The sequence below is a fragment of the Citrobacter sp. Ce104 genome, from assembly GCF_030334595.1.
In the GTDB taxonomy this organism is placed as follows: Bacteria; Pseudomonadota; Gammaproteobacteria; order Enterobacterales; family Enterobacteriaceae; genus Citrobacter; species Citrobacter europaeus.
Map to the genome: position 1 here is coordinate 43,822 of NZ_JAOWDP010000006.1, position 13,178 is coordinate 56,999.

At 49.1% G+C, this 13,178-nt stretch carries 21 protein-coding genes; 3 read left to right on the forward strand and 18 right to left on the reverse strand.

The window, feature by feature from the left end:
• Nucleotides 1–98: 98 nt before the first annotated feature.
• From OGW16_RS00275 to OGW16_RS00285, 3 genes are read right to left on the reverse strand one after another with little or no spacing between them, the layout of a single operon-like run.
• A complete protein-coding gene (locus OGW16_RS00275; RefSeq protein ID WP_286517494.1) occupies nucleotides 99–671 on the reverse strand; it encodes a DUF6884 domain-containing protein in 573 nt (190 codons plus the stop codon).
• A complete protein-coding gene (locus OGW16_RS00280; RefSeq protein WP_257664021.1) occupies nucleotides 668–1,123 on the reverse strand; it encodes a hypothetical protein in 456 nt (151 codons plus the stop codon). Before OGW16_RS00280 ends, OGW16_RS00275 begins: the two co-directional genes overlap by 4 nt.
• Nucleotides 1,123–2,607, reverse strand: coding sequence for a DUF5417 domain-containing protein (locus OGW16_RS00285; protein WP_286517497.1), 1,485 nt, complete (start codon nucleotides 2,605–2,607; stop codon nucleotides 1,123–1,125). Before OGW16_RS00285 ends, OGW16_RS00280 begins: the two co-directional genes overlap by 1 nt.
• A gap of 147 nt (nucleotides 2,608–2,754) precedes the next feature.
• Between OGW16_RS00285 and OGW16_RS00290 the strand changes: the two genes are divergently transcribed.
• From OGW16_RS00290 to OGW16_RS00300, 3 genes are all read left to right on the forward strand, one after another.
• Nucleotides 2,755–3,159, forward strand: coding sequence for a hypothetical protein (locus OGW16_RS00290; protein WP_286517499.1), 405 nt, complete (start codon nucleotides 2,755–2,757; stop codon nucleotides 3,157–3,159).
• Between the two features lie 803 nt (nucleotides 3,160–3,962).
• Nucleotides 3,963–4,559 (forward strand): DNA-binding protein, encoded by a 597-nt coding sequence (locus OGW16_RS00295; RefSeq protein ID WP_286517500.1) that lies wholly within the window; start codon nucleotides 3,963–3,965, stop codon nucleotides 4,557–4,559.
• Nucleotides 4,552–4,893, forward strand: coding sequence for a hypothetical protein (locus OGW16_RS00300; RefSeq protein WP_286517501.1), 342 nt, complete (start codon nucleotides 4,552–4,554; stop codon nucleotides 4,891–4,893). Before OGW16_RS00295 ends, OGW16_RS00300 begins: the two co-directional genes overlap by 8 nt.
• Before the next feature lie 307 nt (nucleotides 4,894–5,200).
• On the opposite strand, the gene OGW16_RS00305 is transcribed toward OGW16_RS00300, so the two are convergent.
• The 15 genes from OGW16_RS00305 to OGW16_RS00375 form a co-directional block, all read right to left on the reverse strand.
• Entirely contained in the window at nucleotides 5,201–5,509 is a 309-nt protein-coding gene (locus tag OGW16_RS00305) for a hypothetical protein (RefSeq protein ID WP_286517502.1), read from the reverse strand.
• A complete protein-coding gene (locus OGW16_RS00310; RefSeq protein WP_286517504.1) occupies nucleotides 5,496–5,792 on the reverse strand; it encodes an antitoxin PHD in 297 nt (98 codons plus the stop codon). Before OGW16_RS00310 ends, OGW16_RS00305 begins: the two co-directional genes overlap by 14 nt.
• A 7-nt stretch (nucleotides 5,793–5,799) precedes the next feature.
• Entirely contained in the window at nucleotides 5,800–6,129 is a 330-nt protein-coding gene (locus tag OGW16_RS00315) for a hypothetical protein (RefSeq protein WP_286517505.1), read from the reverse strand.
• A 78-nt stretch (nucleotides 6,130–6,207) separates the two neighbouring features.
• Nucleotides 6,208–6,843, reverse strand: a complete 636-nt coding sequence (locus OGW16_RS00320) for a hypothetical protein (RefSeq protein WP_286517506.1) — start codon at nucleotides 6,841–6,843, stop codon at nucleotides 6,208–6,210.
• Complete coding sequence (locus OGW16_RS00325) at nucleotides 6,836–7,117, reverse strand: ASCH domain-containing protein (protein WP_286517507.1); 282 nt, start codon at nucleotides 7,115–7,117, stop codon at nucleotides 6,836–6,838. The genes OGW16_RS00320 and OGW16_RS00325 overlap by 8 nt, the downstream gene beginning before the upstream one ends.
• 225 nt (nucleotides 7,118–7,342) lie before the next feature.
• The gene (locus OGW16_RS00330; RefSeq protein WP_286517509.1) at nucleotides 7,343–8,425 is read right to left on the reverse strand and encodes a hypothetical protein; all 1,083 of its coding nucleotides are present in this window, start codon (nucleotides 8,423–8,425) and stop codon (nucleotides 7,343–7,345) included.
• Complete coding sequence (locus OGW16_RS00335) at nucleotides 8,425–8,757, reverse strand: hypothetical protein (protein ID WP_286517510.1); 333 nt, start codon at nucleotides 8,755–8,757, stop codon at nucleotides 8,425–8,427. The genes OGW16_RS00330 and OGW16_RS00335 overlap by 1 nt, the downstream gene beginning before the upstream one ends.
• On the reverse strand, nucleotides 8,754–9,080 hold the full coding sequence (locus OGW16_RS00340; RefSeq protein WP_286517511.1) for a hypothetical protein: 327 nt from the start codon (nucleotides 9,078–9,080) through the stop codon (nucleotides 8,754–8,756). The genes OGW16_RS00335 and OGW16_RS00340 overlap by 4 nt, the downstream gene beginning before the upstream one ends.
• A gap of 228 nt (nucleotides 9,081–9,308) precedes the next feature.
• Nucleotides 9,309–9,506: a hypothetical protein gene (locus tag OGW16_RS00345; RefSeq protein WP_071667199.1), complete on the reverse strand. Its 198-nt coding sequence runs from the start codon at nucleotides 9,504–9,506 to the stop codon at nucleotides 9,309–9,311.
• Entirely contained in the window at nucleotides 9,503–10,228 is a 726-nt protein-coding gene (locus tag OGW16_RS00350) for a hypothetical protein (protein ID WP_286517512.1), read from the reverse strand. Before OGW16_RS00350 ends, OGW16_RS00345 begins: the two co-directional genes overlap by 4 nt.
• Complete coding sequence (locus tag OGW16_RS00355; RefSeq protein ID WP_286517513.1) at nucleotides 10,225–10,503, reverse strand: hypothetical protein; 279 nt, start codon at nucleotides 10,501–10,503, stop codon at nucleotides 10,225–10,227. The genes OGW16_RS00350 and OGW16_RS00355 overlap by 4 nt, the downstream gene beginning before the upstream one ends.
• A 10-nt stretch (nucleotides 10,504–10,513) precedes the next feature.
• Nucleotides 10,514–10,852 (reverse strand): RrF2 family transcriptional regulator, encoded by a 339-nt coding sequence (locus OGW16_RS00360; protein ID WP_211924536.1) that lies wholly within the window; start codon nucleotides 10,850–10,852, stop codon nucleotides 10,514–10,516.
• Nucleotides 10,853–10,933: 81 nt separating this feature from the next.
• A complete protein-coding gene (locus OGW16_RS00365; RefSeq protein ID WP_286517515.1) occupies nucleotides 10,934–11,890 on the reverse strand; it encodes a glycosyltransferase in 957 nt (318 codons plus the stop codon).
• Entirely contained in the window at nucleotides 11,890–12,393 is a 504-nt protein-coding gene (locus OGW16_RS00370) for a hypothetical protein (protein ID WP_275377567.1), read from the reverse strand. The genes OGW16_RS00365 and OGW16_RS00370 overlap by 1 nt, the downstream gene beginning before the upstream one ends.
• 127 nt (nucleotides 12,394–12,520) lie before the next feature.
• Nucleotides 12,521–13,129 (reverse strand): hypothetical protein, encoded by a 609-nt coding sequence (locus OGW16_RS00375; protein WP_257664003.1) that lies wholly within the window; start codon nucleotides 13,127–13,129, stop codon nucleotides 12,521–12,523.
• Nucleotides 13,130–13,178 lie beyond the last annotated feature (49 nt).

The following is a 13,178-nucleotide window of genomic DNA, read 5'->3' on the forward strand; positions in this document are numbered from 1 at the left end:
TCGAGATTAATTATAACTATATTTAGTTATAATGCAATTTATTTAGTTATGTTTTCGAGGGATAGTTATAGTTTTTTCTAAATGGCAGTGACTGAGATTCATACCTTTGACGATTTCATAGCCTTACGTAGCTTCTGCAGTTGGCTCAGCGTGCTGGATAATCCTGTTTGGGGGTGACATGCTGAGAGCTTTCCATCCAGCTCAGTCGTGTAGCTATCAACCAGGGCGCGCAAATGGGCTCCGAGCTGCGACCGCTGATAACCAATGCCGCCATGCGTATTCTCGATAGTTATGTCAGCATCCAGCAAGCCAAGTTCGATACGGTGAGCAATCGCCGCGCGCATAACCCTTTGGTAGGTTTTGCCTCCGGCCATCAGTATCGAGTTCACGCCGCAAGGCCATTCGATGGCGTCAAAGGCTGGTAACGCGGCAACCATCTCATCAGCTCGCGCCTCTGTCATGCGTTGCTCATACGGTTCAATGATACTGTTCGCCTCGATGAAGCCGTGCTTTGCCGACAAGATGACAATGGCAGGCCGGGTAGCTGGCGCGTTCGCGCGAAACGTCGAATACATAACCCCTTGATAGAGGTCCATTGCCGGGGCCGCCACCCTGCCCTTTGTCGCCGAACAAGCCATTAAAATCAGGTGCTTTACGGGTTGCGGGTTCATACTTTCGCCCTCGCAAGCGGTTTACGTAAGCTTGCAATCTGACGCATCACGTTTTCAAAGCCATTGTGGGGATGGCAAGCGCTGAATATGCCGTCCTGCTCTTCGGTGTAGCTGCCAGCCAGTTCAGCTAATAGCGCCTCAGCCTGTTGTAGCAGGGCAGCAGCTTCATCACGCAGGTCGGTGCGAAGTTCTTTTGTGGTCAGCGGAGTTGGCTCCCCGGCGACCTTTTTCACTCGCAGGAAGGACTGCGGCATTTCGTCCTCAACCACCAGCAGTACCTTTTTCAGTTCAATTTTAATGCGCTGCTTACAGGCTACAGCTTTAAGGCTCCCGGATTCCTGCTGATACGCGCCGGGGTTGTACGGAACTATCATAATGGACTCACCCAACGGCAGTTTATTCAGCGCGGTAACGGCTTGCGTGCGGGTAGCATAGTTTCGGTATAAGGTCATTAGATTGCCTCCATTTCGAAGGCTCTGGCGAACGCTTCCCATGTATGGCTGCTGGTGGCAGCAGACAGTGATTGGCGCAGGCGCTGCTCATCGAAACCATCAGCTACAAACTGGATGATTTTTCTTTCGAGTCGATCCTTTGCCTCGTACAGCTTGGCTTCTTTGTTGTTACGCAGGAAACGCAGCATGTAATCAGAAATAATCCGTACCGGCGTTGTGATGTCAGTGTTGGCCGCAGCGGCGGATTCATTTTCCAGCAAAGCTTCGGCATGTACTGCGTCCAGAATTTTCACCTTCATCGTGTCGCTGTGCTCTTCCCAGATGTCAGCCATATCGCGTGATGCCAGGAATGGCAGCGTTTCTTCAAAGGTGGCGTCACACTGCAGCGCGTCGACGTGTGCTGCTTCAATGCGCGCGGCGCGGTATTCTTCTGACCAGGTATTTTCCCAAAGGAATTGACGATTACGAAACTCTACTGGCTTGGTCAGCACATAGGCGTTATCCGCTATTGCGCAGTTACGCACTCCCTCATGCCCTAAAGCCTCGATATGGTCACGATCAAACATTTGTAACTTTGTCGCGGCATCAGCGTTGCTGTATGCCCACTGCTGGGCATACGCCATGGCCTGATCTGCTGTCAGAGACTCGAATTCACGAACAAACGTGATCTCCTTGTCCATTTCCAGCGCTTCGGCGTGGGATTCGATCACCACATACCGCAGATTACGAAGAGCAGCGAAGTAATCATCCTCTTCAGCGAGTAGCTCTTGTCGGCATTGCTCAATACTAAAACCAGTTTCCTCAGACAGGCGATGAAGTCTCCGGGCTGCAATTTCCTTAGCGGTCGCAATAGGCGCTACAGCAAAGGCTACATAAATCTGATCATCGCTCATATCTTCCAGCTCATGTTTACGCGCTTCGGTAGGTTTAACGCGGTCGTTGAAGAAACCAGAAAACAGCTCGTTGTGGTGTGCATCGCGAGCCGCTTGAAGGTGTGCAGGCCGCGGCGGGCAGTCGTTTAAAATTTCGCGTACTTTAACGCGGGTATCGTATTCCCCCATCAAGTCGGTCGCCGGGATAACATCCCCGATTTTCGGCAACGTGGTAACGACTGCTTTCATGTGCAGCTTAGAACCGCAGTAAACGACATCGCCTGGGTGGAAAAGGTTATCGACGCCTACCGAGCCTTTAATAGTGATTTCGAACTCAGCCGGGGCAACTGGCTGGGCCATGAACTCTTTAACGCCAGCTTTAGCTTCTTTGTATGCCGCTTTGAACTGGTCAACGTCACTCAGGTCGATCCACCAGCCACAACCGAAACCATCGTCGTAGCATGGGCAACCGTCATGACTCCAACCGGCAGCCGTAAGCATGTCATCCATTGCTTCCAGGGTGGCCGCAGGTGCGTTCTCGATAGTGAAATGGTGTTTGCGGCCGCGCAGGTCAGGGGTTGCAGTAGTTGTAGCGTTGCGAATCAGTTTCATCGTCTTTTCCTCAATTTATCGTGGCGCCGTCGCCAATGAGTAAATATTTACTCATTTTGGAGGTAAGATCAAGAGAAAAGAGTAAATATTTACTCTTAATTAATGAGAGGATATGATGTGCACCACCAAAGACAGCAGGAAATCAGCATGAAAGTGAACTATGTGAGGAAAGGCACCGGCACACGCACGACGATCGTTATTCCCGATCACCTATGCCAGCTATGGTTAGCAACCACACCTTCTGATGCAGTAAAACGCGATACGCAGCGCATTAAAGAGCGCCTGGAGCAACTGGATGTACCCAGCGAAGGCGAACCATTCCAGCGCTTAGCTGAGTCTGCGCTGGTAGCTGATATTGAGGCATACCAGGCCCGTTTGCTTGCCTCCGGCGAGCAGATGAAGGTTCGTGTCATTGATGCCCTATTACCGTGGCTGCAAGGTGCAGTTGAACCGACCGCCAGCGCGGGGGATGTGTTTAAGGCAATTGAGAAATTTAAATCTGTTCCGTGGGAAATTGAGGAATCATTCGAAAGTCTTGAGAACCAGCGCTAGCTGATTTAACTGTGCATACATACACTATTTTGCGTTAAAAAATAGAGAATTGACTTGCTGCGCATGAATAATACGGCACTCGATCAAATTTTCTATTTTTTTTCTCAATTATTGACATATCTGCTAGGCCTTATAAGACGCGCACTTAGCTATTATTCCCCTTCTGCAACCTCAATTTAACCTTAAAATCAACTCTTGTACTGAAAAGAATCCCTACTAGAATACTCACCATATAGCGTCTACTTTATCAAGCATCCACTACATGTAGTTTTTATTTTGGGTTAAGACCAAAATAGAAAAAGCCCAGTTGATGAGACTGGGCCTTTCAGTCAGTAGTTGAGTTTGCGGCTCAATTACCGTGCCGAATGTATCTGGCGACTGAGGGAAGCTTAACGAAAGGAGCAGCATTCTTCAATTTTTTTAGACGTAAAAGTCGTTTACTACTGATTTGAATGTGAATTTAGTTTGTCCAGGTTTTTGGTGATGCTTAAACCTCATTCCCACTAAATTCGTGTCGAATGTATCTGGCGACTACGGATACACAAACTGCAAAGGCAAGTGTAAGAGTGTTTGCAGCCAGGCACGGAGACAATAGAGGCTCATGCCATGTTTCTTCTTCTGCTGAAACTTGCGCACCCTGTAGCGGTCATTATCATGACCCTGCTGGAATACTGGAAAGATCGTTAATTTCAGTGCGCAAAGAGGTGCTCGCTTAGGCGGGCCCTCTTCTCACAATTTAGCTTTATTCCCTGTACACACAGTGTAATCTATGAGCATAAACCTCATGGAAATATGGAAATACTATGGCTAACTGTATTCCGCTGGACCCAAAATTGCCCGCCAGTTTTGACGTTACACCAAACGACAAACGTTCTAAGAGCCAGCTCGACGCCTGGTGGGACCATCCGTATGGGGTTACTCAACCAGACGGAAAAATTATGGTGCGGTGCCTTAATGGTGGAGCATGGGATCGATCTTCTTTCCTAGGCGTAGCTGACACATATGATGAAGCCTGCGAACTGGCAGAAAAAAAACAGGCTGAGTGGGTAAAAGCACGCGCAAAACCGACGTTCCTGTACTCGACAGAACCACCGTTCATTCTCATTCGACAGCCACAGCGTCCAGACCACCAGCAGGTCGTCATTGCTGAGTTCGCCACAGTAGAAGAAATGAGTTTGTTTAACTTAAGACAGGAAGGAAATGAGTTTGTAGAGGTCGCACCTACCCTCAACCATAAGCAAATGAATCTCCATCAGTTGGCCTGGTATAGCCATGAGCTTGAGCTGTCTATCTCTAAGCTGGGTAATGAAGCAAACGCGCTGCGTGAACTACGGGACGTTGTGTTTAAGCGTATGCGTGAAGTGCAGAACGGACAAAAAGGGAATACTGATAATGGCTAAAATTCAATACAACCGTGACTGGGGTAATTACCTGGAAGTGTACGACCACGACTCAGTTGCAGAAATGAACGATCAGCTACTTCAGCACTGTGAAGAGACAATGGGGGCTAACTCTCCAGATATAGTCGTTGAATATCCGGTATATCTCCGTGATATCTATTCTGTGAAAGAACCAGGGAAATTAACTCGCATCGGCTACGTGAGCTTGGTTTATGAGGACGCAGCCGACGGCTATGTGGTCCACCATTACACGCTCGACAAGAAAGAGCTTCCTAATGAATGGAGCGCCTTTAGCTTTTATGGCGGGGAATACGGGCTAAAACAAGCTCAGTAAAAAGACATGTAGTGAGGGCATCAATGGCGGTAAGGCTATATTACAACGCAGCTGATATGCGAACGAGGGCCAGTGATGCCTGGCATACTGAATGGATCAGTAAAAGCGGTTTGAAAGCGCGACTTTGGACTGATAAGGCTATCTCAGATTTTCTCGGAAAACCTCAGAAAGCAGGTCCCATTATGGCGTGGAGGCAAAAAGAAGTGCTGCAGGTTGAAAATACCCCGGCGTTTCAAAACTGGATGTTGAAACGCCGTACATGGTTAACCGCGCGGGGGAAATTACCTGCAGAATGATAGTTGACCATCTACCCAGCTTGTTTACGGCATTTTGGGCATTGGTTGTCGCAGTAATACGGAAAGCTATTATCCAGCTCGTCCACCCAGTGCTTGTGATCGTAGCAGTAGAAAACCTCCCACGGCAGACCATACTCAAACATCCATTCTTGGACCTGCGCTGTCATCGGTATTGGCGGGATCGTACTCTGGTTGGTGCTGTAGCAATTTAAGCGTTCTTCTGCCTCACGCAGCTGGCGTTCAAGGCTCGCTATTTGCTGACGCATCAGCCGCCGTTCTCTCAGCATTTTGAAGTAAATGCTCTCGTCAGTGACTGCCATCTTCCCCCCTGCATCCCGGACACGTCCCATAGGTATCGTGCGGGAAGCTACTACACAACTCATCAAGCCAGCGTTCGTGCTCATAGCACCAAAAAACCTCCCACGGAACCCTGTGCTTTTTCATCAGCGCCATCAGGTTTGTCGGCATATCTGCCGGTTGGCATTCTTCAGGAAGAAGTTGCCCGGAGAGCTGCCTTTCCATACGGTGCAGCTGGCGCACAAGTTCTGCGTTATCCCTCTCCAGTTGATCACATTTGGCCTGGAGTTCAGTTTTAGTTGGCATAATTTCCCTAAATTACGGGTAGCTCATCAGTGACTGCATTTAATGCGGAGTTGATGAGGAATGTAACGACTCCCATGACCGTTACATCATCAAGAGCATCCCCTTCAATGGCTTCGCCGTCGTCGGTTATCAACGCTCTCCCCATAACACGCGCAAAGTGAGTACGACCGCAGAATGAGATCAGCACCAGGTTGCGCTGTTTTGGCCTGAATGAGCGGTTAACAACGGCGTAGCCGGTCGATGTTTGTATGGTCAAACAGTTAGCATCGTTCTGGCAGATATCGTCTACGGTAAGACGGCGTTCGACATAATCATTAGCTGGTGATGGAAAGCCCACGGGAATACCTCGTACAACTATACTGTATATAAACACAGTATAGCCAAGGCGTCCGTGGTCTTCACATTCTTTTTGGATCTACTCACTCGGTGGGTCGATTCTGCGTGACTCAACAATAGCGGTAAGTGTGTCTCCATCGCGTATAACGCGTGAAATAACCTCAGCATATTGCAATTCACCATTAACCGACTTACAAAACCGGAGCTCCCCCTTTGCGCCAAAACTGTGATGCGTCCAGCCCTTGCATAACAACTCACCAGTAACATTGTTGAGAGCCTCCAAAGTAGAAGTCCTCAAGCTATCCTCTACCTTTGCACTGACACTGACACTCAAATTCATACCAGATAGATCCGGCGTAAAAGTGTTGTCAGTTAGCACTATTTTGTTCAGTGCTGCATGAGGAACCGCCATATCCTGGCGTAAACGTGATTCCCTCAGCATGTCTTCACGTTCGGATGGTGTAAAACTACGGTATAAAGCCAGTAGTTCTAACTCATGTGGTGTAAGCAGCTTGCCAGCCTTGTCTAGTTCTGCGCAGGTGGTAGCAGCCTGCGCTTCCTGATTGCCGTGTGCGCCATGAGTAAACATGCACTCCGGATCTTCCACGACGGTAAAGCCCTGCATTTCCAGACCTACTCTGATAGTGCGCAACACCGTATACGGCTCATCGTCATTGTCGAAAAACATGTGGTTTGGGATTAATGCTTTAGGCATTGATATTCACCTTAATTGAAAACACCTTCACTGGTTCGGCACCAAAGTGAGGATGAGTTATTGTCTCTATGTCATAGCCGTCATACGGAACAACTATGCGTCGCTCCGCATCGTCTTTGCGTGGATAGCCCTTGGTTATAATCAGGCGGTCATATGAGCGGCCAACCAGCCGCTTAGTCCAATAGTCAGTACACAAACGGTACTCTTTGGGTTTTTCTCCACGCTTCATAGCGTCAAAATATTCGCCTTTCACCGCCAGGTGGAGATCAGCCATTCTTTTTATTCCGGTTATATGAAGCACGTACCAGGCGAATAATTTTTTCTACCGTGACCCAGATAATCACGATGATCGTAGGTATAAACCAAACAAAAGCGAGTAATAGCGCCTCCTTTGGATTTCTTTCGAGGCCGCATTCCTCATCGCGCTTTAACGAATAGAAATACATGCAAATAAATCCCAGGCAATAAACAACCAGAATAGATAAATAAATGTGAATATTCATTTACCCTCCGAAGTAATGGCGTTTGCACATTTATCGCACCAATGATGATCCCAACCATTAAAATTCAAACGGTAAGAATCACCATGGCATCGAGGGCATTGGACCAAAATGCCACCAGCAATAATGGCTTCGCGGGATGGTATATGAGTGTCGGTAGGTTCGCGTACTCTGCGTTTGTTTATTTCATCTGGTGATGCAGGTTTCCATTGTATATGGCCGTTTTCCTTTTTCCGCGCCAGGGCTTTACAACGGTCCACCAGTGATTGTGCAGTGACTGTTAGAGAGCGAATTTCTCCCGGAGAATCATTGCCACACATAATAACGGCCAGCCGTTTTAGGGTCTCGCGCTCAGCACCTTCAGTTGAATGATAAAAGCGGTTTTTCATATCCAACATATAACGAGCAAGTAGCTTTTGCTCTGGCCACTTGAGATCAGAACCGTAAATGATTTCCATCAGACGGGCAGTTGTGAAGTAATCAGAATCCTCATCAGATGCCTTCGTTAGCGCTTTCTGTGCGATTTCACAAATAATATCACTTGCTTTCCCCCCACAGAATGGACAAGGGCGGAGTCCATTCTCATCAGTCGCTAATTGAGGCTCAAGCGCAATCATCACCGGCGCTGGCGGTATACCAGCATTTGGGTGCAATGCCCGGATACCCTCAGCTATCTCTGCTAACGTGTCGGAATATTCACGCTGCGCGTCGTTGCCAAACTCAAATGAACCAGTGTCATTGTCACGGCGACCGTGTTCGTTGTCGTAGGATTCGCGTTGCTGGTCTACCCACTTCGCTGCGGCCTCAATCCCTTGGCTGTATGACGGCGGCGCGGCGGCGTAAAGTGGGCCAGGTTGAACATCATATGTTCGTAATTCTGCGTGCGGCATCCTTCCGGATCCACCAGGGCCACCGCTGACTATATCCGCCACAGGCTCAGCGGTAAGCGCTGCCAGCGCCGTTTCAAGAATCTGCTTTTCCATTTGTGCCTGTGAAGCCATAGACACTGGAAACGTTGATTTAGAATAGCGGTCCAGCTTTGCAATAACGTGTGCTGTTACTTGCTCTTTGGTGAATTCCATTATTTTCTCCCCGGGTGGCAATAATGCGCCCCGTCCGGCCTTTGTGATACCACACCACAGCGGGAGCAAGGTTCAGGAGGCATGATTGATGCTCGGCACAAATCCCAAATGCCTTGCGCGTCAAAACCGCCGTCGCACATATCGCTCATGGCGTCCAGGACGTGCGGGGGAATATCATCTGGCGCGGTTAACGTTGCCAGTGTGATTTCAGCAAGGTGAAGATGAATTTTGGCAATCTCAGAGTTGCCCGGTAATCGGGTTACGGCCCCCTCCAGCACTTCAATATTTTTTCGTGCCTGTTCAATTAACTGCTCTTTGGTAAATGTGGTCATGCTGCACGTCCTTTGCGTTCATGGCCCAGCGCGTAACGCGCTTCTGTCGGGTCTTCTTCTTCGTATTCACAATTGACGCTTTTAACCATTGCTACACAGCACTCGTTGCAGCACCGATAGGACATGAGTTCTCCGTCGAATTTCCACTTTGCACTACGATGAATTTCACCCTTTACAATTTCGCCAGCGCAAATGTGGCATGTGTATTCACCGCGAGAGGTAACAATTCTGTTCGATAGTTCGGTATCGCACGGCGTACCGAAATCACCTTCGAAAAGGTCAAAGTCCAGTGCGTCGTCTAATTCCTGTTTGTTATTGTTCATATCTTCCACTCCCTACCGCATGACCGGCAGCTAATAACACCGTCCTCATTATCCAGTGCACCATGACCGCACTTATTTCTCTCAGCCTCGAATGAGGCCAGCACTATACGCGCCAACTCTTCCGCTTCTTCTGCTGGCATTACAATGTTGCTACCTGGTCCGTATGTTTCACGCCACGATTGGATTTTTAGAAGGCGTTCTCTGGTAATTTTTGGCATGAATTACCCCTCAACCTTCCTCAATCGGCTTAATGCTGTCCAACTTCAGACGACGCTTTGTATGCGGTGCGCCAATGCGGCGGCCAGTGAATTTGTCGTATGTCTCTCTGGGACCGGCGCACCAGGTTGTTGCTGTCTCACGCAACTTAATGCGTTTATTGCCGTCTTTGGTGACGACTTCACCTGTATGGGTTTTAGGTTGGCTCATTGGGCCTCCTGTCGTAACTGGGTGGCGAACGTATGCAGCAGGTGTTTTACAACACCGGTTGAGGTGATGGTGTCTACGCTCAGAACCTCCTGGATAGCCATCTCTACGCCCTGAGCTTTGATCGCCCTAATGGCAGAATTCAGCGCCGGTGTTTTTCGGTTTTGGATCAGAGTGGAAAACGCGAGCTGCAGGCCCACGTCAGGTAAGGCGGTACTCTTCAGAGCATCAAGAGCAAGAAGCATCGCGACGGAGTTATGTTGTGGAGCATGCTTTAGCGCTGCACCTTCAACCACCAGCTGCTTGAGGTGCTCTTGCAAATCAACACCGTCAGGACAACCAGAATTGGATTTGGCTTCGCGTATGGTGTTTAACGCCGCATCTAACTGGCTATAAACATTGGAGCGCACCCATACGCATTCAGGGCCGTCTTCACTTTCATAAATGGCTGCGATAAACCATCCATCGCCGCTAGGAGCTTCAGGGTCCCAGGTCGTGAAGGATGCTGTCGAAGCATATTCGCGCGCAGCGGCCGTATCTGGTTCCTGGTCAAATTGACTGACGGCATATTCAAGTCCGTGAGCGGTTAACCAGTTTTCTAACTCCGGGTAGCTGATCCATTCGCGACCAGCGCAAAAAGCTGTGTAGGCTGGATGGTAGTAAGATCCGTCGCTATTACGAACTACCTGCTCAGGAAACATGGCCATCAATTTTGGAGCAATCACAATGACACCCTCCGCTGCTGCACGCGGCCCAGTAATGAGTTCAACAACGCCTGGTTAGGACTACCGAAAACAGCCGTGTTCTTAAGAAGCTGGTAGTGATTGCAACCATTGATACGCTTACTTTCTACAACTCTCGCCACAACCATTTTTCTCAGCTTCGTACGGACACCGTTAATTGTGGCGCCAATGTGCTTTTGAACATCAATAGCCGTGGCGCCAGGGTTGGCTGACAGGAAGCTAACTACTTCATCATCATTGATAAACTTTCGGGACATAGTTTCCACCTTATGCGTTAGCCGTGTTAAAAGCCTGAGCGACGGTAATACCACTGAGACTGTGCAAAATTGTCTTCAGTAACGCGCTGTTCTTGCCCTCATCTTTCATTCCGACAACTCGCAATACATCCACCAGCTCTATCTCACTTAGCGGACGGGTTAACTCGTATCCGCCACCGGGACCACGTGTAGAGCGAACCAGGCCCCCTCTGCGCAAATCCGCGGCCAAATGCTCTAACAGAGTGAGTGATACGTCGCTCCGCGCGGCTATTGCTCTGAGTGAAACCCGGCCTTCAGCGATCGATGCCAGAAACTCCACTGCTACATTGTGTCTATTTGAAATTTTCATCGGTTACCTGCTTGGCTATAGAGGTTGCGCCGGTGTTGAAGTGATTTAACCAGCAACAACCTATTAATACTAATTTTGTGCTTATTTATTGAATGCTGAAATAATATTGCGCGCGACAGCTTCCCACGTAAAACCTGCGACCTTCTCAGCATTTGCTTGGCGATCAACAGCGACCAGTGCTTTGGGCCAGTCGATTTTTGATGTTATGACCTGGTGGTTTACCAACAGCAGACGGTCAGGAGCAATGCAACGGTCGGGGGTTAACACCAGTGCGCCGCACATCGCGGCTTCCAGGACTGTGAGGCCCAGGCTTTCCGGATGCGTTACGATAAAAATATCTGTCTGGCGCAGTTCGGCGGCAAACTCAGTAGCTGGTACTCCATTGCGCCGATATGGCTTCAGGCTAATGTTCTGCGGATCAACGTCGGTTAACCCATCATCCGTTAGCGTTCTGGCCATAAACGATATTCCCATGGCTGAGAGCTGCCGCAGGTTCATCATAATGGTCAGTGAATGGTCAAAACCGGAAACGTCGAATGCAGCGTGATCGATGAAGATACGCAGCTGCTCGCGCTGTTTCTTTTCGGGGTAAAAGAGAGAGCTGTCAGCCGCCCAGCCAACATATTTGTTATAGCGCTGGTGGCGGAAAAGACGTTGTTTGTTGTCCTGGAATTTCCAGGTATCGTCACGAACAGTGAAGGTTATATCCACCGGCGCACTGTCCAGTAGCGATCCATCATAGATCTGCGTTACCGGCACACCAGCAAAATTGCGTAAGCGTTCGCCTATAGTAAGCGGTATCCGGGTAAAATCGCGTACTCCAGGCGACAGAATTGCGGCTGGGGTGGTGATTTTAACCAGGCTGATAACGCTATCAGCAAAAGCTACCGGGTCTTCATCGGGAGCATATGCGCGGTGAAATACCAGCTCGACACCAAGCGATTGAAAGGCCGAGCAAAGATGATACATCCACATATCGCTGTAGCATTTCACATCTTCCAGGGAATTCTTCTGCGTTCCAATGATGAGCAGTTTCACTATTCACCCCGGGCAGCTTTAAAAGCGGATTGCATCAGGTCATACAAGTCACGGCCATCATTTTCCTGGTACAACTTCTCCCAGTTATCCCAGTGACGCGCAACGGCCATCCACTCAGGCCCACAGTCGTTCATTTTATAAATAATCCCCTTAAACTCAGGGACAGCCTCGACCATTTTCAGGCACCGGCCAAAATCATCTGGGTCCCTTGGATAATTAGGTTCTGGTTGATGTCTTCCCCACCAGTGACCAAAAACCCCGCCACTTAGAATCCAGGCCATGTAAAGGCTGCTGCTACCGGTTTCGTCACAGTTTAACCACGCCTCAAGCCCCATATTTGAAGACGCCGGTACATAAGGGCGGCCAAATTCAGCGACAATAATATTTGCGGCTTCGATTATCTTGTTGAAGCGATGATCAACGGCAATGCCTGGGTGTTGACGGCTCAGTTCATTAGTAATAGCGGTAATCAGATTGATCTGGTTTATCTGATAACTCTTCATAAAGATGTGCTCCTACGAATAGCCAGAAATTTATTGATGGCCGGGGTTAGTAACGTCTCCCGATCGTATGCCTGAGTAACATGTTTACTGACGTCCCGCAGGAAGCACGGGAGCATTTCCTCTCTGGTCATTTAGATGGCCTTACCTTTTCCATGAATGCTTTCCCGGCGTCGACATCACATTCACTCACGTTGATGTTTTCGGAGCCAACGAGCCAGGACGCAGATCGTTTACCGCCAGGGAAATTGAAATAAACCCGATGGCCTTCATCCCATTCCTTATAGGCATGGACATTAGTTATGCCGGGGAACCGGCTTAGCGCGTTCTCTTTAACCTCAGCTAATTTTTCCGCTGCTTCTGCACGTTCCTGTCGCCAGCGTTCTTCCTGGGCCTGATAGTTCTGCTGGCACTCTTTATCGCAAAAGATGCTTTGCCCGTCCCATACACGCTCCTTATTTACTTCAGCGCTGACCATCGAGGTGCAATACGTGCACTCTTGCCACCAGCCGAACTCTTCAATAAGAACTTTCATCGGGACCTTGTGTTCACCAGCGTATTTGTCCACCTCTGGCATCCTGCGACAGGATGTAACCTGGCCGAATTCAATGCCGAGCTCATTAGCCCCGTTACGACGTGCAACAACATTGCTACGAGCGAATACCACACATCCGTACTCATCGCCCTGCACGCTGTACGCGAACAGTGGCTTTTCATCCTCGTGAGAGTTTGTATCCATAACACCACCATAAATTAGTATTATCTGTAATAATACATGCAGAGTTAAC

What these genes read in the sequence shown, in the direction of transcription:
- OGW16_RS00345 (WP_071667199.1), bottom strand. Translation starts at nt 9,506, where the DNA reads ATGAGCCAACCTAAAACCCATACAGGTGAAGTCGTCACCAAAGACGGC.
- OGW16_RS00310 (WP_286517504.1), bottom strand. Translation starts at nt 5,792, where the DNA reads ATGCCAACTAAAACTGAACTCCAGGCCAAATGTGATCAACTGGAGAGG.
- OGW16_RS00275 (WP_286517494.1), bottom strand. Translation starts at nt 671, where the DNA reads ATGAACCCGCAACCCGTAAAGCACCTGATTTTAATGGCTTGTTCGGCG.
- OGW16_RS00370 (WP_275377567.1), bottom strand. Translation starts at nt 12,393, where the DNA reads ATGAAGAGTTATCAGATAAACCAGATCAATCTGATTACCGCTATTACT.
- OGW16_RS00330 (WP_286517509.1), bottom strand. Translation starts at nt 8,425, where the DNA reads ATGGAATTCACCAAAGAGCAAGTAACAGCACACGTTATTGCAAAGCTG.
- OGW16_RS00305 (WP_286517502.1), bottom strand. Translation starts at nt 5,509, where the DNA reads ATGGCAGTCACTGACGAGAGCATTTACTTCAAAATGCTGAGAGAACGG.
- OGW16_RS00295 (WP_286517500.1), top strand. Translation starts at nt 3,963, where the DNA reads ATGGCTAACTGTATTCCGCTGGACCCAAAATTGCCCGCCAGTTTTGAC.
- OGW16_RS00360 (WP_211924536.1), bottom strand. Translation starts at nt 10,852, where the DNA reads ATGAAAATTTCAAATAGACACAATGTAGCAGTGGAGTTTCTGGCATCG.
- OGW16_RS00340 (WP_286517511.1), bottom strand. Translation starts at nt 9,080, where the DNA reads ATGAACAATAACAAACAGGAATTAGACGACGCACTGGACTTTGACCTT.
- OGW16_RS00335 (WP_286517510.1), bottom strand. Translation starts at nt 8,757, where the DNA reads ATGACCACATTTACCAAAGAGCAGTTAATTGAACAGGCACGAAAAAAT.
- OGW16_RS00355 (WP_286517513.1), bottom strand. Translation starts at nt 10,503, where the DNA reads ATGTCCCGAAAGTTTATCAATGATGATGAAGTAGTTAGCTTCCTGTCA.
- OGW16_RS00325 (WP_286517507.1), bottom strand. Translation starts at nt 7,117, where the DNA reads ATGGCTGATCTCCACCTGGCGGTGAAAGGCGAATATTTTGACGCTATG.
- OGW16_RS00375 (WP_257664003.1), bottom strand. Translation starts at nt 13,129, where the DNA reads ATGGATACAAACTCTCACGAGGATGAAAAGCCACTGTTCGCGTACAGC.
- OGW16_RS00290 (WP_286517499.1), top strand. Translation starts at nt 2,755, where the DNA reads ATGAAAGTGAACTATGTGAGGAAAGGCACCGGCACACGCACGACGATC.
- OGW16_RS00285 (WP_286517497.1), bottom strand. Translation starts at nt 2,607, where the DNA reads ATGAAACTGATTCGCAACGCTACAACTACTGCAACCCCTGACCTGCGC.
- OGW16_RS00320 (WP_286517506.1), bottom strand. Translation starts at nt 6,843, where the DNA reads ATGCCTAAAGCATTAATCCCAAACCACATGTTTTTCGACAATGACGAT.
- OGW16_RS00300 (WP_286517501.1), top strand. Translation starts at nt 4,552, where the DNA reads ATGGCTAAAATTCAATACAACCGTGACTGGGGTAATTACCTGGAAGTG.
- OGW16_RS00280 (WP_257664021.1), bottom strand. Translation starts at nt 1,123, where the DNA reads ATGACCTTATACCGAAACTATGCTACCCGCACGCAAGCCGTTACCGCG.